13 protein-coding genes are annotated in these 23,809 nt (G+C 41.9%); 6 read left to right on the forward strand and 7 right to left on the reverse strand.

Annotated elements, in window-relative coordinates:
* The first annotated feature begins 157 nt into the window (after window positions 1–157).
* Window positions 158–742 carry a T9SS type A sorting domain-containing protein gene (locus tag OQ279_RS04450; protein WP_266068613.1) on the forward strand — a complete coding sequence of 195 codons (585 nt, stop codon included), beginning with the start codon at window positions 158–160 and terminating at the stop codon, window positions 740–742.
* 73 nt (window positions 743–815) lie between these two features.
* On the opposite strand, the gene glgB is transcribed toward OQ279_RS04450, so the two are convergent.
* The 3 genes from glgB to OQ279_RS04465 form a co-directional block, all read right to left on the reverse strand.
* Entirely contained in the window at window positions 816–2,801 is a 1,986-nt protein-coding gene (glgB, locus tag OQ279_RS04455; protein WP_266068653.1) for a 1,4-alpha-glucan branching protein GlgB, read from the reverse strand.
* A 1,008-nt stretch (window positions 2,802–3,809) separates the two neighbouring features.
* The gene (gene treS, locus OQ279_RS04460) at window positions 3,810–7,109 is read right to left on the reverse strand and encodes a maltose alpha-D-glucosyltransferase (protein WP_266068614.1); all 3,300 of its coding nucleotides are present in this window, start codon (window positions 7,107–7,109) and stop codon (window positions 3,810–3,812) included.
* A 14-nt stretch (window positions 7,110–7,123) separates the two neighbouring features.
* Window positions 7,124–9,103, reverse strand: a complete 1,980-nt coding sequence (locus tag OQ279_RS04465) for an alpha-1,4-glucan--maltose-1-phosphate maltosyltransferase (protein ID WP_266068616.1) — start codon at window positions 9,101–9,103, stop codon at window positions 7,124–7,126.
* A gap of 192 nt (window positions 9,104–9,295) precedes the next feature.
* Between OQ279_RS04465 and treZ the strand changes: the two genes are divergently transcribed.
* The 4 genes from treZ (at window position 9,296) to malQ (ending at window position 17,757) form a co-directional block, all read left to right on the forward strand.
* The gene (gene treZ, locus OQ279_RS04470) at window positions 9,296–11,116 is read left to right on the forward strand and encodes a malto-oligosyltrehalose trehalohydrolase (RefSeq protein WP_266068618.1); all 1,821 of its coding nucleotides are present in this window, start codon (window positions 9,296–9,298) and stop codon (window positions 11,114–11,116) included.
* A 71-nt stretch (window positions 11,117–11,187) separates the two neighbouring features.
* Complete coding sequence (locus OQ279_RS04475) at window positions 11,188–13,614, forward strand: DUF3536 domain-containing protein (RefSeq protein WP_266068619.1); 2,427 nt, start codon at window positions 11,188–11,190, stop codon at window positions 13,612–13,614.
* A complete protein-coding gene (gene treY, locus OQ279_RS04480; protein WP_266068620.1) occupies window positions 13,611–16,250 on the forward strand; it encodes a malto-oligosyltrehalose synthase in 2,640 nt (879 codons plus the stop codon). The genes OQ279_RS04475 and treY overlap by 4 nt, the downstream gene beginning before the upstream one ends.
* 1 nt (window position 16,251) lies before the next feature.
* Complete coding sequence (gene malQ, locus OQ279_RS04485) at window positions 16,252–17,757, forward strand: 4-alpha-glucanotransferase (protein ID WP_266068622.1); 1,506 nt, start codon at window positions 16,252–16,254, stop codon at window positions 17,755–17,757.
* Between the two features lie 197 nt (window positions 17,758–17,954).
* Here the strand turns inward: malQ and OQ279_RS04490 are convergent, their stop codons facing one another.
* Together OQ279_RS04490 and OQ279_RS04495 are read right to left on the reverse strand one after the other, a co-directional pair.
* Window positions 17,955–18,278 (reverse strand): four-helix bundle copper-binding protein, encoded by a 324-nt coding sequence (locus OQ279_RS04490; RefSeq protein ID WP_266068624.1) that lies wholly within the window; start codon window positions 18,276–18,278, stop codon window positions 17,955–17,957.
* Window positions 18,279–18,504: 226 nt separating this feature from the next.
* The gene (locus OQ279_RS04495; RefSeq protein WP_266068625.1) at window positions 18,505–19,011 is read right to left on the reverse strand and encodes a c-type cytochrome; all 507 of its coding nucleotides are present in this window, start codon (window positions 19,009–19,011) and stop codon (window positions 18,505–18,507) included.
* 264 nt (window positions 19,012–19,275) lie between these two features.
* Here OQ279_RS04495 and OQ279_RS04500 point away from each other — a divergent pair, with 264 nt between their 5' ends.
* Window positions 19,276–19,704 (forward strand): RrF2 family transcriptional regulator, encoded by a 429-nt coding sequence (locus tag OQ279_RS04500; RefSeq protein WP_266068626.1) that lies wholly within the window; start codon window positions 19,276–19,278, stop codon window positions 19,702–19,704.
* 36 nt (window positions 19,705–19,740) lie between these two features.
* On the opposite strand, the gene OQ279_RS04505 is transcribed toward OQ279_RS04500, so the two are convergent.
* Together OQ279_RS04505 and pta are read right to left on the reverse strand one after the other, a co-directional pair.
* Window positions 19,741–20,925, reverse strand: coding sequence for an acetate/propionate family kinase (locus tag OQ279_RS04505; protein ID WP_266068627.1), 1,185 nt, complete (start codon window positions 20,923–20,925; stop codon window positions 19,741–19,743).
* 131 nt (window positions 20,926–21,056) lie between these two features.
* Window positions 21,057–23,150 carry a phosphate acetyltransferase gene (pta, locus tag OQ279_RS04510; protein WP_266068628.1) on the reverse strand — a complete coding sequence of 698 codons (2,094 nt, stop codon included), beginning with the start codon at window positions 23,148–23,150 and terminating at the stop codon, window positions 21,057–21,059.
* Window positions 23,151–23,809: the final 659 nt, after the last annotated feature.

The following is a 23,809-nucleotide window of genomic DNA, read 5'->3' on the forward strand; positions in this document are numbered from 1 at the left end:
ACCCGATATAGGTGCATATTTAACCTATAACGTTTTAGTGAGCCTTATTAATATCAATTTTGAACACTTTTGTGCCAATTTTGATCTATTTGTAAAGGAGATAAGCGATTATGTTTGTTGTGTAATATCTAATCTATTAACTAAAACGATGAAAATTATGAAAAAGCTAAAAAACATTGCAGTAATTGTTTTTTTCCTTTCCACCTTTTCTTATGCAGGTGATATGGAAAAAGAGGAGGAGGTAAGATTAAATGGAGAGCAAACTTTGTTAGTAGACCTTTCTAATTTGAATCAGGGAACGGTTATTTTATTTGAAGATCAATATGGCGTAACGCTTTACAAGGATGACCTGGTAAGAGGTGGAAAGTATAACAAGAGGCTGGACCTTGAAATGGTGCCGCAGGGGATCTACTTTTTAAAGGTGGATAAAAGGTTAGCGACAAAAACATGGAAGATCCAGAAATCTTCTGAAGGGGTAAAAATCCTTGGAAGTTCTTCTACTATAGGGAAGCCCCATTTTCGAACTCACGAAGAAGTTCTTAATGTTTACATATCAAACCCCGACAAGCAGCCTTTGAATATGACCGTTGAAGATGGTTCTGGAGTAATCCTGGCCACTGTCAAAGCTTCTGGTAAGGATTTCCAAAAGTCTCTTGATTTCTCAAGAGTTCCATCGGGAGAGTATTTTGTAAAACTTTACAGGGGAGAAGAAGAGTTTACTAAAAAAGTAGTTATTAATTAAGGATCAATCACTACTTATAAAAACTGCCCCGGGATTTCCCGGGGCAGTTTTGTTTATGAATATGAAGACTTTCTTAACCCTTTTTCAGGTAGATAACACCCATTGGTGGTATGGTGAGGGATAGGGAATTATCTTGCCCGTGGGCTGACAGTTCTGTACTTTCTATCTCTCCATCGTTCTTCACGTTACTACCGCCAAACCTGTTATCATCACTATTGAAGATCTCTTTCCATTTTCCTGCTTTTTCAACTCCAATCCGGTAATTTTCACGGGGTAATGGTGTGAAATTACACACTACGAGAATGTTGTCTTTAGGATCATTGCCTTTTCTTAAAAAGCTAATAATACTATTCTCTTCATCTTTAATATCTACCCATTCAAACCCTTCATGTGAAAAAGCTTTTTCGTACAGTGCAGGTTCCTTTTTGTACAGTTTGTTGAGTTCTTTAAAGGTCTCCTGGATTTGGCGGTGATAATTATCATTGGTTAAATGCCACGCAAGGCTGGAATCGTGATCCCACTCGGTGGTTTGGCCAAATTCTGCACCCATAAACAGGAGTTTCGTTCCGGGGTGGGCGTACATGTACGCATACAAGGTGCGAAGATTCGCAAATTTGTTCCATTCATCTCCCGGCATTTTATTGAGAATAGCCTGTTTTCCATACACCACCTCATCATGTGACAGGGGTAGCATGAAGTTTTCAGTAAAAGCGTAATTCGAACTAAAAGTGATGGTATTTTGGTGGTATTTTCTATTGATAGGATCTTCACTAAAATACTTCAGTGTATCGTGCATCCAACCCATCATCCATTTCATTCCGAAGCCAAGGCCTCCAATATAGGTAGGTTTTGAAACCATGGGCCAGGCGGTAGATTCTTCAGCAATGGTCACGGCATCAGGAAATTCCTTGTACACTACTTCATTAAATTCTTTCAGAAAACTTATCGCTTCCAGATTTTCATTTCCGCCGTGTTCATTGGGTTCCCATTCGCCTTCTTTTCTCGAATAGTCCAGATATAACATAGAGGCCACGGCATCTACACGCAATCCGTCGGCATGAAACTTGTCCAGCCAGAATACTGCGTTACTTATAAGGAACGAGCGCACCTCATTACGGCCGTAATTGAAGATGTAGCTCTGCCAGTCTGGGTGAAAACCTTTTTTAGGATCGGCATGTTCATAGAGATAGGTGCCATCAAAATAGTGCAACCCATGTAAGTCTGAAGGGAAGTGGGAGGGAACCCAGTCGAGGATCACTCCAATTCCTGCCTGGTGAAGACTGTCAATAAGCTGCATAAATTCCTGCGGAGTACCAAAGCGGCTGGAAGGAGCGAAGTAGCCAGTGATCTGGTAGCCCCACGAACCAAAGAAAGGATGCTCCATTACAGGCATGAATTCTACGTGTGTGAATCCCATTTCTTTGATATACTTCGGAAGTTGCTCGGCCAGTTCTAAATATGTAAGAGAACGAAGCCCATCTTCGGGAACACGTTTCCAGGATCCCAGGTGCAACTCGTAAACCGACATTGGTTGTGGCTTGCCTTCTTTTTTCTGCCTGTCTTTTATCCAGACCTTATCTTTCCAGGTGTTCTCAAGGTCCCATACCACAGAAGCTGTGTTTGGTGGGGTTTCCCATTGAAAAGCAAAAGGGTCTCCTTTATCGGCTTCATAACCGTTGTTTGACCTGATAAAATACTTGTACAAACTGCCCTTTTTGGCACCCGGGATAAACACTTCCCATATCCCGGAACCATCCCAACGGGCTTTCATGGGGTGGGATTCCCTGTCCCAATTGTTGAAATCTCCCACTACCGCAACTTTTTCAGCATTGGGAGCCCAAACAGCGAAATAAACTCCTTCGGTACCCATATATTCCATAAGATGCGATCCCAACTTGTTGTAAAGGTGGTAGTGTTTGCCTTCACGGAACAGGTGAATATCAAATTCTGTAAGTAAAGTGGCTTCTACCGGTTTGCCTGAAGATGATTTCTGCTCCTCTTTCTTATCTGTGGTAAGATCTTCTACTTGTTTTTTGGCTTTTTGTGCAGCCGCCATCATTTCCTCTTTATCGGGTATGATATCCTCTAGTTTTTTCTTTGCTTTTTCGGCTTTTGGAATGAGCTTTTCGGCAAAACTGCCTGCTGCATCTTTCATGTTTTCGATATCTTCGGCATCAGGGAGAAGATCTTTAGCCATTTTTTCGAGGTCGTTTTTGGTGCCCTTTTTTGGAGTGACCTTCTTTTTTATATTATCGGCAGTTTCTTTTGCTGCGTCTTTAAGATCTTCAGAAGGGGAGGTGTTGGGCAGCTTCATTTTTTCTTCCGCACTAATTCCCTCAATTTTTTTCTGCCGGGACATCTTCTTTACCGGCTTCTTTTCTGCTTGTTTTTCTCCGGTTTTTAAATCTGTACTTTTCTTATTTGCTTTTTTATCAGCTGGTTTTTTAGTGCCGGTCTTTTTCTCGGGATTTTCCTGGGGCGTAGTGGTTACCTTGGTTGCAGGGGCGGCAACATCGGGTACTTGCTCATCGGTTAGAGGCTTCTGGAACTTGGCAGGTTTAGAAGTAGTACCCGATTTTTTCTTTTCTGCGGAAGTTTTTCCAGCCTGTTTTTTTGGCTTCGGATTGACCGCGGCATCTGCATCGGGCATCTTGGTTTTTGGTAAACCTGTTTTTAATTTGGTAGCCCCTTCTTTAGGAGAAGATTTGTCTTTTGCTGATGCTTTTTTGGTCTGTTTTTTCGGCTTCGGATTGGCTGCAGCATCTGCATCGGGCATCTTTGTCTTTGGCAAACCTGTATTTAATTTGGTCGACTCTTTTTCAGAAGATTCAGCTTTACCTGAAGTCTTCTTGTTAGCCGCTTCTTTTTTTGAAGCCGACTTTCCTGAAGAGGTTTTTTTATATCCTGTTTTCTCCGGAGTCTTTTTACCTACTCCTTTAGGCCCTTTTACATCTCCCGATTCTTCAGCAGATCTTTTGCCTTTATCTACAGGACCTTTCGGAGCTTTTCCGGTGCCTGAAATATTTTTATCTATATCTTTTTTATTACTTTCTTTTTTAGCCATGATTTATTGTTTTATGCATGATTTAATTCCCCTAAGCGGGATCAAGACCCAGTCTGGCCGGTTGTTTAGTTCGTAGTTCATCTCGTAGATAGCTTTTTCAAGCAGGAATATCTGCATGAGGATCTCGGTATCATCCTTGTCTGGCGGTATGAAATCATTTTCTCCTACATGCTCATAATAACCTTCCAGGAAAATTTTAGTGACCACATAGTACCAGCTATCGGCCCATGTGTCTAACTCTCCTTCTTTATTATGGTCGTCAATTTCAGATTCCATTATACTGCTATAGGCAGCGTAATGAAAGGAGCGAACCATTCCGGCTACATCGCGCAGCGGCGAACGTTTTAATCTTCTTTCACTAAAGGACCTCGCCGGTTCTCCTTCAAAATCAATTATTACAAAGTCTTTACCTGTCCATAAAACCTGGCCTAGGTGATAATCCCCGTGGGTCCTGATTTTCATTATAGGAATTTTGTGGTCGTAGACTTTTTTGAAGGTGCTAAGCACTTCTGCTTTCATATCCAATACTTCCTGTGCTTCCTCCTGAATATGCTTCGGAAGGGTTTTAATACTCTTCTGAAGGTTTTGGAAAGCATTCCGTGTAAGGGATTGCAGGGAAGAAAATAATGATCGCTGGTAGTGCAAAGAGAAAGGTTCCGGCTCAAAATCTACCTCCATTGGGTTTGCTGCCAGTGCCTTGTGCATCTCGGCAGTTCTTTGTCCCAGCAGGAACATCCTTTCGGGAAAAACAGCCCCCAGTAACTCTTTCATATTTTCTGAAAGATCCTGGTAGGAGAGCGGACTCAGCGTATGCGCTATTGGCTCGTACTCCTGGTCTTTTGGCAAGGTGAGTACCCTGTCAAAAAAGCGGTTTAAGGCATCCTTTGTATAATCCCATGCATCTCCCTGGTTTGGTACCAGATCTTGCATCATACCCAACACGATGATGTTCTTGGGGTCGGGTTTGTATTCTATTGCTCCCACAAATCGGGGAGAATTCTTGTATTCTGTTTTTTCAGTAAGATATCGGGTAATCTCCAGGTCTGGATTAATAGTGTTATCCAGCTTCCTGTACAACTTTAAAAAATACCTGTTATCAAAAATAAGTGAGGTGTTACTTTGCTCTGCATTAAGGATCTTGGAATTAACCTTTTCTGCTTCAGCATCAAATTGATCCTCACTGTGATAGAATACCAGGTTGCCACGCCCACTATTTAGTTTTCTTCCTTTTTTAATATTTCTGAAGAGCACATTTCTGAAGTTCTCGCTGTAAACCGAATCAAAAAGATAACCTTCTTCCCCGTCTATCTTAAGTTTTGCAATAATTCCTTTCCCCGGAATATCCTTGTATGCATCTTCTAAAGTTTCACTCATAAAACTGAGTGGCAGCTGATAAACCTCGGGAAGTCCGTCATTATAACTCACTTCAATAGTGATTAAAGTTGACGGAATATCTTTTACGGGTATATCTACCTTGTTCACCACAGAGATACTCTGAATGACTCTTGATTTGCCCCCAAACCAGCGGCAGGTGTTGAGGTACCCGGGAAGTATATTTTGTTCTAATTTGGTTTTGGTCTTATTATTTAGAAGTTGCTCCCAATTATCAATGCTCAAAGCCGGAGTTTCCGATTGTGCTACATGGCCTTCCTCTTTTTGTAACTGGAACCAGTAGTAACCGTGAGGCGCCATGGTAAAAAGGTAAGGATGCTCTGTGATTCGTGGAAACTTGTTGTGACTAAACACCTCTACGGGAATATAACCCTCATAGGCTTCCAGGTCTAGCTCGGCTGCCTGCGGGAAGCGGGAAAGGTTCCCTAATACCAGAATGTCTTCATCTTCAAAGGTTCTGGTGTAAGCTATGATCTTGGCATTACTCGGCGAAAGGAAATTAATATCACCACGGCCAAAGGCCTTATATTTTTTTCTCATGCTAATGATCCGCTTCATCCACCATAATAGTGAAGAAGAGTTCATCTGTTCGGTCTCAACATTTATTGACTCATACTTGTATGCAGGATCTATAATAACCGGAAGGTAAAGCTTATGCGGATTGGCATGGGAGAACCCTGCATTACGGTCAGACGACCATTGCATTGGTGTTCTCACCCCATCGCGGTCTCCAAGGTAATAGTTATCACCCATACCTATTTCGTCTCCGTAATAGATCACCGGGGTACCGGGAAGGGAGAACAGCAGTACATTCATCAACTCTATCTTGTTGCGATTGTTCTCAAGCAGGGGAGCCAGCCTGTGACGTATCCCAACATTGATCTTTGCCTGCGGGTCTTTAGTGTAGACCTTGTACATGTAATCTCTTTCTTCATCGGTAACCATCTCCAGGGTCAATTCATCGTGATTCCGAAGAAAAATGGCCCACTGGCAGTTCTCAGGAATTTCTGGTGTCTGGTCAATAATATCCATAATAGGATACCTGTCTTCCATTTTGACCGACATAAACATTCTGGGCATAATGGGGAAGTGATAGTTCATATGACATTCATTTCCTTCTCCAAAATATGCCGCCGAATCTTCGGGCCACATGTTTGCTTCTGCAAGCAGAAGTTTATTTTCATACTTGTTATCTACATGTGCCCTTAGCTTCTGAAGAAATTCATGGGTCTCGGGCAGGTTTTCACAATTTGTGCCTTCTCTTTCAAAAAGATAAGGTACTGCATCAAGCCTGAAACCATCTACACCCAGGTCAAACCAGAAATCAAGTACATCAAAAACTTCCTGCTGTACTTTTGGGTTGTCGAAATTTAAATCGGGTTGATGACTGAAGAAACGGTGCCAGAAATATTGCTGTGCAACAGGATCCCAGGTCCAGTTGGAAGGTTCGGTATCTGTAAAAATGATTCGGGTGTCCTTATATTTTGTGGGATCATCGGTCCACACGTAATAATCTCTTTCGGGAGAACCTACGGGAGCGTGGCGTGCTTTCTGAAACCAGGGATGCTGGTCTGAGGTGTGATTAATTACCAGCTCGGTGATGATCTTTAATCCCCGTTCATGGGCTTCATCTATCAATTTTTTGAAAGTATCAAGATCTCCGTAAGAAGGATTGATACTGTAATAATCGGCTATGTCATAACCATCGTCCCTAAGGGGGGAAGGATAGAAGGGTAACAGCCATATTGCGGTGACCCCCAGGTCTTCCAGGTAGTCCAGCTTTTGCAGGAGACCTTCAAAATCTCCTATTCCATCACCATTGCTATCAAAAAAAGCTTTAATGTGCAGTTCGTAAATAATAGCATCTTTATACCAGGTTTCCTGATCGCTCGCTTGCAGTGGTTTGATCATTGGTTATATCTTTTTTACTGTATTGGTTTCTTAGTTTCAACTTTTAAAATATGTGCGGGAATGGCCCTTGGGTGCAGCTCTACATAATTCCATGCATCCTGCCATATATAACTGGCTCCTGTTAATAGGTCTTTCACCGAATAGGAGTCATGATCGCCAATTTCCAGCCTTTCGAGAGGAACTTCTACCCAGCCAGATTGTGTATGGTGAGGGTCGAGATTGACTACAATGATCAATTTGTTGTTACCATCTTTATCAACCTTTGAATAAGAGATCAATTGATCATTATCTGTTTTACAGAATTCTATATTCCAGGTGGTTTGCAGTGCTTCGTTCTCATTTCTTATTCTGTTCAGGATACTAATCATCTCCTTGATACGGGTGTTCCGGTGCCAGTCCCAATGGTAGATCTGGTATTTTTCGGAATGAACATATTCTTCTTTTCCGGGGTAGGGCTCATTAAGACCGAATTCAAAGACGGGGCCGTAGAGACCGTAATTAGAAGACATTGTTGCTGCCAGGATCAATCTTATAAGGAAAGAAGGCTCCTCTTTGTGCTCCAGGGAAATAGGAAGAATATCAGGCGTGTTGGGCCAGAAATTGGGCCGGTAATATTCCCGTACTTCCGTTTTAGTTAGTTCGGTGAGATATTCCTCAAATTCTTCTTTTGTATTTCTCCAGGTGAAATAAGTATAAGACTGGTTAAAGCCTATTTTTGCCAGTTCTTCCATAACTCTGGGCCGTGTAAAAGCTTCGGCCAGAAAAATTATTCCCTCGTGGTCTTTGTTGATTTCACTTATGCACCATTCCCAGAAAGGAAAGGTCTTGGTGTGCGGATTATCAACTCTAAATACCGTAACCCCTTTATCAATCCAGAATTCTACAATACTTTTTAATTCATCCCAAAGGTTCTCCCAGTCTGCTGTTTCGAAATTTACCGGTAGTACATCCTGGTATTTCTTCGGCGGATTTTCGGCATATTGTACTGTACCATCAGGCCTCCATTTAAACCATTGTGGGTGATCTTTAACATAAGGATGGTCTGGGGAACACTGTATAGCAAAATCTAGTGCTATTTCAATCCCCATATCTTTAGCCTTTTTTACCAGTCGGGTAAAATCTTCCATAGTTCCCAATTCGGGATGAATGGCTTTATGACCACCTTCTTTGGCTCCAATAGCCCAGGGTGAGCCGGGATCTCCTTCCTCGGCTTCCGTAGCATTATTAAGGCCTTTACGGTGGCTGCGTCCTATTGGGTGGATTGGCGGAAAATAGATAGTGTCAAATCCCATTTTTGACACCTCAGGAAGTATGTTCTCACAATCCCTGAAAGTTCCGTGCTTACCTTTTTCGGGAGATGCCGATCTTGGAAAGAATTCATACCATGCGCTAAAGAGGGCTTTTTTTCTTTCTACTCTGACCTCCAAAGTTTTGTCGTATGGAAAAGCTTTGTCGCGATCTCTTGATTCATACATTGCTTTTGAAGCTGAGTCGCTTAAAGCTTCAGAAACCGCTCTTTGCCCATGCTCTTCATCCCGCAAGAGCTCAATCCATTCTTTCAGCTTCTTTTTATTGGGTGAAGAGGCGCGGGGAAGGGCTTCTTCCATAAGTTCGGCTCCTATAAGTAACTCAGTTTTTAAATTTTGATTGGCGGCGGCTTTTTTCTTAAGGCCATCCTGCCAGGTTAAAAAATGATCTACCCATGATTCTATGGTATATTCATAATCTCCGGTCTCTCCCAAAGCAAAGGTTGAGCTCCAATGGTCGTTGCCTTCAAAGATCATTGGCTGTTCCTGCCATTTTTTCTCACGACCCCGACCTTTCTTTTTCTTGCGAAAAAGAAGTACAGCATCCACCTTGTCATGACCATCTCCAAAGATGTCGGCTTCAATTTTTATGTCTTCGTCTACAACTCTTTTTATAGGGTACTTTCCACAGTCAATTTGGGGTTTTACATTTCTAATACTAACTCGCTTATGACCATTAATTTTCATAGGGTGATTTTATTGGATAAATGGTTGATTATTTCCCGAAATGCCAGTGATTTCGGGTCTGTCTGCATTCTAAAACACTTAAATTTAGGTAAGTATATGCACACCCTTAGTTAAAAAACTATTAAACATTAAATCTTCCATTTTATCCTTCTTAGCTTTGAGTGTATTTGAAATTCAGGAAGAAAGATATTTATGGGAAAGAAAGTTGGTGCAGTATATATAGGACATGAAAAAGTTGAATTTTGCGTATGGGCACCTTTTGCCGAATCTGTTGAAGTACACTTCGAAAAATCAGGAAAATTTGAAGCTCTTATAAAGGACGAAAAAGGCTACTGGTTTAAAGAGGTTCAAAATATACCACCGGGCGCAACATATAAATACCGCATTGATCACAAAGATGAATTTCCCGATCCTGCTTCTCTTTCACAACCCCAAGGCGTTCATTCCTGGTCACAAGTAGTAGACCTTAAGGCCCATCAATGGCAGGATGAGCTATGGAAGGGCAGGAAGCTTTCAGAAATGATCATCTATGAACTGCATGTGGGCACTTTTACCCGGGCAGGTACTTTTGAGGCGGTAATCGATAAGCTCGATCATCTTGAAGAACTGGGTATAAACACACTCGAACTTATGCCCATTGCTCAATTTCCCGGGGCGAGAAACTGGGGTTACGATGGGGTTTATCCCTTCGCGGCGCAAGATAGCTACGGGGGAGTTGCAGGCCTTAAAAAACTTGTAGACGCCTGTCATGCCCGGGGCTTTAGCATCATTCTTGACGTGGTGTACAACCACCTTGGTCCGGAAGGTAATTATATCTCCCAATACGGCCCGTATTTTACAGATAAATACCACACCCCTTGGGGTAGTGCCCTTAATTTTGATGACGAATATTCCGATCAGGTAAGGCATCATTTTAAACAGAATGCCCTCATGTGGCTTGAAGACTTTCATTTTGACGGATTGCGGCTCGATGCGGTTCATGAAATTATAGACAGGGGGGCGAGGCATTTTCTTAAAGAATTGAGCGAGAAGACCGATGAGCTGGAGGCTAAAACCGGAAGAAGTTATGCGCTTATTGCCGAAAGTGATCTCAACGACACTAAATTAATAAAAGACTACGAGAGCGGCGGGTTTGGACTTGAAGGCCAGTGGGTTGACGATTTTCACCATGCCCTGCATACGGTGCTAACAGGTGAAGACGCAGGTTATTATGCCGACTTCGGAAAAATGGAATACCTGGCGAAATCCTTTAAACAGGCTTTTATCTACGATGGCATTTATTCCCCCTTTCGCAAACGTAGCATAGGCAACAATCCTGAAGGAATGGAGCCATCAAATTTCGTGGTATGTATCCAGAATCACGACCAGGTGGGCAATCGGCTTTTGGGAGAAAGAATGGCCGAATTGGTCAGTTTTGATAAACTGAAGTTGGCTGCGGCAACTTTACTTTCAGCCCCTTTTGTTCCTATGCTTTTTATGGGAGAGGAGTTTGGGGAAAAGAACCGCTTTCAGTACTTTATTAGTCATGGTGACCCTGATCTTGTAAAAGCAGTACAGGAAGGGCGAAAAAGTGAGTTTAAGTACTTCTTTCACTCTCATTCTGATGGGGAATTTCCCGATCCGCAGGCCGAAGCTACTTTCAAAAATTCTAAACTGAAATGGGATTTTCAGAAAGATGTGCAACAAGATCAGCTCTTCAACTTTTACAAAGAATTAATAAGACTGAAGAAAGACGGTGCTTTTGAGATGTTTGGTCATCAAAATACCATTTTTGAAGCTTCTGAAGGCAAAAACCTTCTGAAGGTTTCTGCACAGGAAGGAAATTCAGCTTTAATCGGGATCTATAACTTCGGAAAATCGGTTTATTCAGAAAAAACTTCAGAAAAAGGCAATTTTGAAGTCCTTATAGCTTCCGCAGATAAAAAATGGGGAGGAGATATGGACGTGGAGGAGCTCTTAAAAGCAGAAAGTATCACTGTGCCCCCTGAGGCTGTTTTGATTTACAAATCTTAAAAAGATCCTTTAAAAATGCCCTTTTTGGAACCTAAGTTCCCGGAGGGATCACTAACTAATTAAAAAATATTATGAGCAAGAAATATGTATGTGTGCACGGGCATTTTTACCAGCCACCAAGAGAAAACCCCTGGTTGAACAAGGTAGAGATACAGGAATCGGCATACCCTTACCACGACTGGAATCACAGGATTAACGCAGAATGTTATGTGAGGAATTCTGCTTCCAGGATCCTAGATGAGGAGGGAAAAATACAGGCGATCATGAATAATTACGCCTGGATGAGTTTCAATATTGGGCCTACTTTACTGGCCTGGATGCAAAATGAAACTCCCGAAACTTACGAGGCCATCCTGGAAGCCGATAAGCTGAGCCAGGAAACATTTTCGGGTCATGGCGCCGCCCTGGCCCAGGCTTATAACCACCTTATCATGCCGCTGGCCAATAAGAGGGATCAGGAAACACAGGTAATTTGGGGAATCGAGGATTTTAAATCCCGCTACGGCCGTATGCCCGAAGGCATGTGGCTGGGAGAAACCGCCGTGAATACCGATGTGCTCGAAATGCTGGCAAAACACGGTATAAAATTCACCATTTTATCGCCGTATCAGGCTAAACAGGTGAGAAAAATTGGCACAAAAGACTGGGAAGACGCCACAGGTGCCAAAGTAAACACCCGCCGTGCCTATACCTGCAAGCTGCCTTCGGGCAATGAAATAAGCCTTTTCTTTTACGACGGCCCGGCTTCACAGGCAGTGGCGTTTGAAGGGCTGCTCAATAACGGGGAAGCCTTTGCCGATAGACTTAAAGGCCAGGTTGCCGATCACGACAAAATGGAACTTGTACATATTGCAACCGATGGCGAGAGCTACGGTCACCATCATAAGCTGGGGGAAATGGCTCTTTCTTACTGCCTGCACTCGCTGGAAGAGGATGAAGAGGTAAATCTTACCATTTACGGAGAATTCCTGGAAAAGTTTCCTCCCGAATATGAAGCACAAATTATTGAAGATACCTCCTGGAGCTGTTATCATGGCGTAGAACGCTGGCGCAGCGACTGTGGTTGTAACACCGGTGGCAATGAAGACTGGAACCAAAAGTGGCGTAAACCCCTGCGGGAGGCTTTTGACGGGGTTCGGGAGAAACTCATAGTTCTTTATGAAAAGCAAATGCAACCCTATACTTCCAATCCCTGGGAAGTGAGAAATAAATATATACAGGTGATCCTCAACCGGGAAAACAGTAATGTAAAGAACTTTCTTTCAGAAAATTTTGGAGGGGAGCTTTCCGAAGAGGATGAAGTGAAACTGCTTAAGCTACTGGAAATGCAGTACCACACTATGTTGATGTACACCAGTTGTGGCTGGTTCTTTGACGAGGTGAGCGGCATTGAATCTATGCAGGATATTTTCTATGCACAACGGGCTGTGCAGCTGGCTGAAGAAGTAAGTGGCGACAGTTACGAGCCAGATTTTGTAGCATCGCTCAAGAGGATACCGAGTAATATTCCGGAATATGGCACTGTGCATAAGGCTTACGAGCTTTTTGTGAAACCTATGGAGCTCGATATGATAAGGATTGGAGCCCACTATGCCATCTCTTCTATTTTTGAAGAATTTCCCGAAGAGGTGACGCTTTATAATTTTAGTGCTACTACCAAAGCCAGTCACTATTATGAGGCCGGAAAACAAAAACTAATGATTGCCCGTACAGAGTTTCGCAGCGATATTACCTGGGAAAAGCTTGATATCTCGTATGCCGTGCTATACATGGGAGATCATCATATTTTTGGGGGAGTAAGGCAGTATATAGACGCCGAATCACTTGAAGAACTGCACAATAAAATGTCTTTTTACTTCGAAAAAGGAAATATTTACGAGATTTTCAATTTGATGGATACGCACTTCGGAAATCACAATTACTCCTTCTGGCATTTGTTCAGGGATGAGCAACATCTTATTATGAAACAGGTGATGGAAAACAACCTGAAAGGGGCCGAGGGTGCTATGCAGCAGTTGTATGACAACACTTATCCTTTATTGAAAACCTTCCAGGAGATTGACATGCGGGTTCCCTCCAGGCTCAAATTACCTGTAGAAATGGCCGTTAACAACAGGCTTATAAAAGAACTCAAGAAAAAAGACTGCAACTTTAAAAAGCTGGAGCTCCAAATAAAATCGGCAATATCTATACAGGCCAACCTTGACATGGTGACCCTAAACTTCCTTGTTGACCGTCGCCTTACGGAAAAAATGCTGGAACTTGAGAAAAATCCGTTAGATCTTAAATTGCTGAAAAAAGTTAATTCCCTGCTTCAAATGCTGGAAGATACGCCGTTATCTCCCGAAAAATGGCAGGCACAGAATATCACTTTTGGCATAAAAGAAGAACATTATCAGGCTATGCTTGAGCGGAGTGAAGAAGGAGATGAAATTGCAGTAAAATGGGTGCCGGCCTTCCAGGAACTAGAAGAATCTGTTAACCTCACTGTCGAATGAAAAATCCTGTTTCTACATATAGAATTCAGCTTTCCCCTGATTACACGCTTGAAGATCTCAATGAAATTCTCGACTACCTTGAGAAACTTGGGATTTCTACCATTTATTCGGCACCTTTTTTTCAGGCGCGCAAGGGGAGCAGCCACGGCTATGATATTACCAATCCGTTTAAACTCAATAAAGCTATTGGAAGGCTTGATACCTTCAGGAATCTAAGTAACAGGCTCAAACAAAAGAAGATGTCATGGCTTCAGGATATCGTTCCCAACCACATGGCTTTTGACGGAGACAACATCTGGTTGCAGGATATCTTTGAACTTGGCCCCGAATCTTTGCACTATAATTTCTTCGATATAGATTGGGAACAATCAGGAAAAGTTATGGCCCCGTTTCTTGGGAACCCCCTGCCCGAGGTCATTAAGAACAAAGAATTACAGCTTAAGGTGTCAAAAAGGGGATTTTTGTTCAGGTATTTTGATCATGAATATATGGCCTCCGCCCGTTCTTACGCAGAAATCCTCGGAAGAGAATTCGGTGAAAAATGGCAGGATAAATTCAGGAATTTTTCGGGTGAAAGTGAGAATTGGGAAGAGTTGAAAGAATATTTCCTGAGGGAGTATGACAAAGAACCAGACTTCCGAAGTAAAATTGACAATAGAGTAGAAGAGATCAACGCTTCCGAAGAAAAAATCAGGAAGATCCTCGAAGAACAGTATTTTTTACCGGCTCATTGGAAAGAGACCGAAACCAACATTAATTACCGCAGATTCTTCACCATAAATGATCTCATTTGCTTACGAATGGAAGACAAAGAGGTTTTTGAGAGTTATCACCGGTTCATACTTCAGTTGTGTGAGGAAGATCTAATTCACGGCCTGCGCATTGATCATATCGACGGACTCCTGGATCCAAAGGCTTATCTTGAAAGGCTTCGGGAAAAACTGGGGCCCGATTTTTACATCACTATAGAAAAGATCCTGGAATGGGATGAAAAGTTACCTGTACACTGGCCGGTAGAAGGCACTAGTGGATATGGATTTTTAGCGACTGTAAATCAATTACTTACCAACCCTAAGAGTGAGAATGAATTTTTTGACGCTTACCAGGCACTTTACCCAAAGCAGGAAGATTATCATGACCTGGTGTATGAGCAAAAGCTATTTATCCTGGAAGAGAGAATGGGGGGCGAATATAAAAACCTGAGGGAACTGGCTTTAAAATTCAACCTTCTCGAAAAAGAGGAAAAATACAAGCAGGCTTTGGGGGCATTTTTGGCTGCCTTTCCTGTATACCGCATTTATCCTGAAGAATATCCCTTGAGAAAGAGGCAAAAAAAGATCATTGATGCAGCTTTTAAAACTGCTGCAGCACATAAGCCCGATCTTAATAATGAGCTGGAAAAGGTTAAAGATATTTTTCTGGGAGAGGCAAAAAAAGACCGGGAAAACATGCTGCAATTCCTGCAGCGGTGTCAGCAGTTTACGGGACCTTTGGCGGCCAAGGGCGTTGAAGACACTACCTTTTATATTTATAATGAATTGATCTCCCACAATGAAGTTGGGGATTCACCCGAAAATTTTGGGCTTTCGGTAAACGGTTTTCACGAGAGAATGAAGTTACGGCTCGAAGATTTTCCGCTTTCTATCAATGCTACCGCTACTCACGACACCAAACGTGGGGAAGATGCCCGCATGAGACTCGATGTACTGAGTGAAGTGGGAGAAGAGTGGTTTCAAAAAGTAGCCGATTGGAGGGAGATTGCCAAAAATGTGAGAAAAGATCCTGCTGTTCCCAATGCAAATGAAGAGTATTTCATTTTCCAGATGCTCATAGGAGCCTGGCCATATATTGGCGAGCCGGGAGAAGAATTTTTAGAGCGATCTACAGCCTACCTGCAAAAGGTACTGCGCGAGGCTAAGGAAAATTCGTCATGGGCTGCACCAAATGAAGACTATGAAAATAAAGTATATGGTTTTCTTGAAGCTTTGCTGAAAAACCCGTCTTTCAAGAAATCATTTACTCAATTTCACGAGAAGATCTCGGCCTACGGAGCAATAAAATCACTTTCTCAATCTCTGCTGAAAGTTACCGCCCCGGGAATACCCGATATTTACCAGGGCACCGAACTTTGGGACCTAAGCTATGTAGATCCCGATAACCGCCGTCCTGTAGATTATGAACTTCGGAAGAAATATCTGGCCGAATTTGATTTAGTAACTCCCGAAGCAACGGGGCAGCACCTTGAGAACCTGAAGCGAGATTACACTTCAGGAAAGATCAAGATGTACTGCCTGCACCGGGCACTTAAAGCGCGTAGGGAAATACCCAGTACTTTTGAAAAAGGGGAATATATACCGCTGGAAGTTAAAGGGGAATTGCGCGAAAGCGTAGTGGCTTTTGCCAGGAAGGATGAAAAAAATACGGTTCTGGTTATTGTGCCGGTCATGGTCACCCATCTTTTTACTGAAGATCTTCAGATTAAAGACCAGAAACAGGAGCTGAAAATAATTTTGCCTGAAAACCTAAAGGGAACTTTCAAAAATGTCATTTCTGAAGAAGATTTTTCTTCCGAAGAAATTGAAGTTCAAAAGCTTTTCAGCAGCTTTCCCGTTGCACTTTTAAAAAAGAACAATTAATATGAAACTAAAAAGAAGCAGTGGAATTCTTTTACATATCACCTCTTTGCCCGGCAGTTTTGGGATTGGAGACCTGGGGCCCGAAGCCTACAAGTTCCTCGATTTCCTGAAAAGATCGGGTTATACCTACTGGCAAATCCTTCCGCTTAATCCTACAGACGGAATTTATCATCATTCCCCCTACAGCAGTCATTCGGCTTTTGCGGGGAATCCTTTGTTGATTAGTCCGCAGTTGCTGGAAGAAGAAGGTTATGTCAACCTGGAGGATTTCCCTGTACCTCCCGAAATGCAGGCTAAAAAAGTCATTTTTGACACCGTAGTGACGTACAAAAACCAAGTTTTTGATGCGGCTTACAGCAAATTTAAGTCGGCCGGTACAGTAGATCCCGATTTCTCTGAATTTTGTGAAACTCATGCCGACTGGCTCGAAAATTACAGTCTTTACCTCGCCCTGCGTTACAAGTACGACAAGCAAAACTGGACCGACTGGCCACCTGAACTGCGGGACAGGAAACCGGAAGCCCTGGAAAAGGCCCGAAATGAATTAAAAGATCAAATTGAGCGGGAAAAGTTTGTGCAGTTCCTGTTCTTCTCGCAATGGTCCCGTTTAATACTGGAAGCCCACAATAACGGAATCCAGATCTTTGGAGATGTACCATTTTATATAAATCATGATAGTGCCGATTGTTGGGCGAATCCTGAAATTTTTAAACTGGATGATCAAAAACAACCGACACATATTTCGGGTGTGCCGCCAGATTTATTCAGTAAAACCGGGCAATTATGGGGAACTCCGGTTTACGACTGGAAAGTGCTCAAAGCAAACCACTACAGTTGGTGGAAAGAGCGGCTGCGCCAAAACCTGCTCTTGTTTGATGTGGTGCGAATTGATCATTTTAGGGCCTTTGCCGATTATTGGGAAGTGCCGGCAGGGGAGAAGACCGCGATAAACGGAAAATGGACAGAAACTCCCGGAATTGATTTCTTCAACCAGGTAAAAACCGAATTCCCTGACATGCCTTTTATCGCAGAAGATCTGGGATTATTAGACCAGGCGGTGTATGACCTTTTGGAGGAGTTTAATTTTCCGGGCATGAAGGTGCTGCAGTTTTCTTTTGGAGATGCCAACCGTAAGAACCCATACATCCCGTATAATCACGATTTTAATAGTATAGTTTATACAGGTACCCATGATAACAACACTAGCGTGGGCTGGTTTATAGACAGCGGAAAAGAGGTGAGGGAGCATTTGGAGCGATATACAGGCCAAAAAGTCACTGAAAATAATGTTCATGAGGTGCTTTGCCGAATGGCATTACAATCGGTAGCAGCTGTGGCTATCCTGCCGTTGCAGGATATTCTTGGGCTGGGCAGCGAAGCCATAATGAACACGCCGGGTAGTACTCAGGGAAACTGGTCATGGCGAATTACTTCAGAAGAGATTCCCTATAAAAGGGCAGAAGAACTTTACGAACAAAATGAATTATATGGAAGAATTTCGCAGTAAAATACGCTTCAAAAATGCCATTTTTGGAAGGAAAAATAGCGGTGCTTTTCTATCAGTAATGATTTCAGATCTTACTGAAGTTGAATGGAAAAATTGAACTGGGAATAATTAAGTACAAAGATAGTTTATACAAAAAAGGCTGTCTCAAAAGATCTTGATCGAATTTGAGACAGCCTCTACTAATAATAATCGAATCTTTACGCTGCTAAATATTTTTTGCAGGCTTCTTCACATTCTCGACATGCTTTTGCACAATCCTGGCAGTGTTGTGTTTCGTGTTGTTCACATTCTTCGGCACATTCTTTACATACCTGCTCACAATATTTTACCAGTCCTGTGGCGTTGGCATCTTTAATGGCTAAAATATCGGCAAGCGAAGCACAGGCAGAGGCACACACTTTATCTTTTCTGATACAATCAACCATTTTTTTGAGGTTGTCTTCATCAAGACAGGCATCTGCACAATAGTTGCAGTGGTTGATACAGTTTGATAACTTATTTAAAAATTCCTGATTTCTCATTGTATTGGTTTTTGGTTAAACTTAATCTTGACTTCAAGTTACCAAAATGAGCTGCTACAGGCTCCTAATTGCTGTTAAACAATATTCAACAAAGGGTTAAAAGTCATGTTTTTCACCACTTTAGAGATTTGGAACAGATACCTATACTATTATATAAATATGTCGAAATATTCAATCAGGATGATATAAAAGCTCTCAAAAAATCTTCTAAGAATATCATATCAGGCTAATTTTCCTGGTCGTAACTTCTAAAATACTCCAGCATTGCCCTACTTTCTTCTTCGCTCATATTTTGATTTGCCATAACGGCCATATTTGATTCTATGAGTAATTTTTTGGCAATGGGATCTTCTTTGATCATTTTCTCTGGCCTTAAAATCATGTTCATAATCCATTCGGGGCTGCGTCTTTCAGTCACTCCTGCAAGAGCAGGGCCAATTGATTTTTGATCCATTTTGTGGCAGGCTGTACACATATTGTTAAACAATTCTTTTCCGCGAACTGCCATAGCTTCATCTATGGTTTCGTTAAGGTTCAAATTATCTATAGGCCCAACGCCTTTGTTCTGCATATCATCTACTTCAGCAGTGGTAGAAGCTGCTTCCTGTACCACTTCTTTTTGTACTGCAGTACTTTGGTCGGTTATTTTAATTTTTTCCTTTTGTTCTTTTTCACCACAGGCATTAAGTAAAAGAGCTAAAAAGGCTAAAAAAAAGTAGAATTTTAGTTTCATAATGATAGTGGTTATGGGGTTAAGTCTTATAAATTTATAACAATATAAGATAAAAAGATAATAAGGCCTTTAAATATTGTAATGAAGAAATAAGTACCTTTGAAGTTAGGCCGAAAAGGGAAGGAGCAAAGCTATATAAAGGTAAAAAGATAAAAAACTCCTAATTAAGACCGGGAAAATATGATATGTAGGATGATTAATTTAATTTTGGCTGCTTTCCCCTGATTTTAAATTCAGATCTAATGAAACAAATTTTACAAAAATATGCTATCCAGCTCCAGTAAATATGCCGTGAATGCCGTGCTCTACCTGGCCGTTCATTCTAATGAACAAAAAAAGATAAGAGCAAAGGAAATTGCAGAAGCAATAAAGCTGCCCTCGCCTTTTCTCTCTAAATTATTGCAGTCCCTGTCCCGTGAAAATATTATTTCTTCTTCAAAAGGGCCTACCGGCGGATTTTACCTTACCGCAAAAGCTTTGAAAACTCCTTTGATAGAAGTGATTAATATTATTGATGGTACTAACCGGCTTGATGATTGTGTGCTGGGGCTAAAGAAATGCAGCTCGGAGCAACCCTGCCCTGTACATTTTTCTGTGCAGCCGCTAAAGCAGAAGTTCAGGAAAGAATTAGAAGAAGATATCAGTGTATTTGCTGCAAAAGTAAAAAGCGGGGAGGCACACTTATTTGTGTAAACCTCACCGCTCAAAAATGTCATTTTTAAAAGGTATTTATACGAAAGAAATGGTCTGCTTGGCAATTTCCAGTTCTTCGTTTGTAGGAATAACCAGGATCTTAACTTTAGATTCTTCTTTCCCAATATTCCTCATTTCTTTTGACCGAACACTGTTCTTCTCTTCATCAAGTGAGAGGCCCAGGTAATCCATATCGGTACACACAAGTTTCCTAATTACGTCGGAATTTTCTCCAATACCGGCCGTGAAAACCACTGCATCCAGCCCATTCATGGCGGCTGCATAGGCACCAATATATTTTTTAATGCGGTAAGCGTTCATTTCAAGAGCTAACTGGCACTCCTTATTTCCTTTTTCAGCCTGGTCTTCAATATCCCTGAGATCACTGTAGCCGGTAAGCCCCAGCATTCCGCTTTTGTGATGGAGCAGATCGCTGACTTCTTTCGCAGTGTAACCCAATTGTTCAATGAGGTAGAAAATCACCGACTGGTCGATATCCCCACTGCGCGTACCCATGATAAGGCCGTTCACAGGACCAAACCCTAATGTATGATCTATACTTTTTCCATCTTTTACCGCTGTCATGCTGCATCCATTACCCAAATGCACGGTAATGATCTTGGAATGATCCTTTTGAAGATATTCATTGGCTTTTTCTGAAACATACTTATGGCTGGTACCATGAAATCCGTACATCTGGATCTTTTTCTTCTCAAAAAGCTCGTTTGGAATGGCATATTTACTGGCGCAGGTTGGAATGGTTTGGTGAAAAGCTGTATCAAATACCGCCACCTGGGTAGCATGGGGAAAGATCTCTTCAGCTACCTGTATACCTTTTAGGTTTGGAGGGTTGTGAAGTGGTGCCAGTGAAAACAGCTGTTCTATTTTCTGCTTTACCTTTTCGTCTATGACCACAGTATCCGAGAAACTTGCACCTCCATGAACCACACGGTGGCCAATAGCAGGAATATCGGCAGGATCATGTATCACACCGTGGTCATTGTGCATAAGATGTTTTGTCACCTCCTTTAATGCTACAGAATGATCTTTTATCTCCATCTCTTCGGAAGTGGAAAATGCTTCAGACTTGTAATGTATTTTACCTGAAGCCTGTCCAATTCTTTCAACCAATCCAGAAGCCAGCACTTTCTCTGAAGGCATTTCGATCAATTGGAACTTTAAAGAAGAACTTCCGGAGTTTATTATCAGTATATTTTTCATTTATCTAGTAATGAGTATTTAGTATTGAGAATTGAGTTTATTTTTTTACCTGTTGTAGGTGGAGTACTCAATCCTGAATTTGAAATTTTTATCTTTTAAACCTTAAACCTTAAACCTTAAACCTTATACATTTAAAGTCCTTGTGCCTGAATTGCTGTTAAAATTACTGTGTTAAAGACATCATCTACAGTACAACCACGGCTAAGGTCATTTACCGGCTGGTTAAGTCCCTGTAGCATGGGACCAATGGCCAATGCGCCTGTTTCTCTCTGTACCGCTTTATAGGTATTGTTCCCGGTGTTGAGGTCAGGGAAGATAAGCACGCTTGCCTGTCCTGCCACTTCAGATCCCGGTAATTTGCTTCGGCCTACATTAAGGTCAACTGCAGCATCATATTGTATTGGGCCTTCTATTTTAAGATCTGGTCGTTTCACCTTCACAATTTCAGTGGCTTCGCGAACCCTGTCAACATCTTCTCCTTTTCCTGAACTTCCGGAGGAGTAGGAGAGCATTGCAATTTTAGGCTCAATTCCGAAGGCTTTACTGCTTTCTGCAGAAGATATACATATTTCAGCCAGTTCTTCGGCAGTAGGATTCGGGTTTATTGCGCAATCTCCAAATACCGAAACCCGGTCTTCTAGACACATAAAGAACACCGATGACACTACCGATACCCCAGGTTTTGTTTTGATGAATTGAAGTGCTGGCCGAATGGTGTGTTGGGTGGTATGAGCCGCTCCCGAAACCATCCCGTCGGCATGCCCCTTGTAGATCATCATGGTACCAAAGTAGGAAACATCGCTCATAAGGTCGCGGGCAATATCCATATTGATGTTTTTGTGCTTACGCAGCTCGTAAAAAGTGTTTACGTAATCGTCAAAATAGTCAGATGTAGTAGGGTTAATGATATTTAGCTTATCCAGGTCTACAGGAATAGCCAGGTTCATGATCATCTTTTTGATCTCTTCCTGATCTCCAAGGATGGTAAGATCTACAATATCCATAGCTATGAGGCGGGAGGCAGCAGTAAGTATGCGCTCGTCTGTCCCTTCGGGTAATACGATGTGCTTGCGTTGCTGCTGTGCCCGTTTTACAAGGCTGTACTGGAACATGCGGGGCGTAAGGCCCTTAGCCTGAATGCCCGAGAAACGTTCAATAAGAGGATCTATATTTATGTATTTTTCAAAAGTGCTGATTGATGTCTCTATCTTCTGCGTACTGTCGGCATAGATGTTTGAATTTATAGCACCCACGCGGTTGGTCACGCTAAAGGTTCCTTCTTCTACAGAAATAATAGGCACTACCTGAGAAAGGCCTTCAATTAATTTAATAATAGAATCTTCAGGAATTAATCCTCCTGTGAGGATGATCCCCGAAATTCTCGGATAATTACTGGAAATATGGGCCTGCAGGGCTCCAAGAATAATATCGGCACGGTCACCCGGGGTGATCACCAGGCTTTCGTTTTTGAGATGTTTCAGGTAATTCCGTAGCTGCATGGCACCCACATTAAAGCTTCCCGACTGGTTGTCGAGAAACTCTTCCCCAAAAAGCACCTTTCCATCAAGGGTTTCCACGATCTCCTTTAGGGTTGGATTTGCAAGCATATCTATAAGAGGCAGGGCGAATACAGCGACATCATCTGGCAAAAATTCCCTCATGCCGTTGGTGGCAATAGTAAGGTTCTCAAGTTCAATCTTGTTACTTACCATAGCGATCACCTGCACATCCTTTTTTATGAACGTTTGGTAGGCCATTTGCAGGCTTCCCATAAGGCTTTCTTTAGTTTTGCCACGACCACTGGCGATTATAATCACCGGAAGGCCCAGGTTTTTGGCGATATTTACGTTCTCGTCAAATTCAAAAACACTGCCTTCACCCGAAAAGTCACTGCCTTCTACCAGCACAAAATCAAAGGTTTCTTCAAGTTTTTTGTACTTCCTTATAATGGTATCAATAATCTCACCCGATTTTCCTTCGTTGCGTTTTTGAATGACCTCATTCCTGGTGTAGGCATAAGAATCTTCGTACGACATGGGAAGATCAAAATATTTAAGGACGGTATCGATGTGGTTATCGAGTTTTCCCGGCTTTTCTTCATTGATTATTGGCCTAAAATAGGCTACTTTGACCGTTTTCCCTAACAGGGCCCGCATAAGGCCCAGGGAAATCAAAGATTTTCCACTGTTTGGCTCTAAAGTCGCTATATAAAGTCCTTTGTTCATAGTTTTCAAATTCTGGTGCAAAAGTAAGGTATATAAAAAAGTTTGTTTGGCGCATTGGGTTAAAAAGTCGTGAAAATCTGATGAAAATCAGTTGAAGCTGCTCATTTGATCCCTTTTTCTTCTTCGGAAAAAAGTCTGCTGAAAATGCTATTTTTAAGGAGTAAGCTTTTTAGCTGAAGTAGAATTTTTATGATTTTAAATTTATTCTTTTTCAGAATTGTATTTTTAGCTTAGGATTCACAGGGGTTGGAGATGGAGGCGACAGCAGGGCGCGGTTGTGAATTGCTTTCAGAATTGTATTTTTAGCTTAGGATTCACAGGCAGATATCTCTCTGAAGCTTAACATAGACTGTTGTGAATTGCTTTCAGAATTGTATTTTTAGCTTAGGATTCACAGGTTTTCGGGGCTTCTTATCATCTAGGAAAATGTTGTGAATTGCTTTCAGAATTGTATTTTTAGCTTAGGATTCACAGGTAACCAACAAAAAGCCACTAAGATAAATCTGTTGTGAATTGCTTTCAGAATTGTATTTTTAGCTTAGGATTCACAGGTTTACGGCCTTGTTTCTCCCACCATGAGTTGTTGTGAATTGCTTTCAGAATTGTATTTTTAGCTTAGGATTCACAGGCAGATATCTCTCTGAAGCTTAACATAGACT

Source organism: Salinimicrobium profundisediminis, from assembly GCF_026241755.1.
Taxonomy (GTDB): Bacteria; Bacteroidota; Bacteroidia; order Flavobacteriales; family Flavobacteriaceae; genus Salinimicrobium; species Salinimicrobium profundisediminis.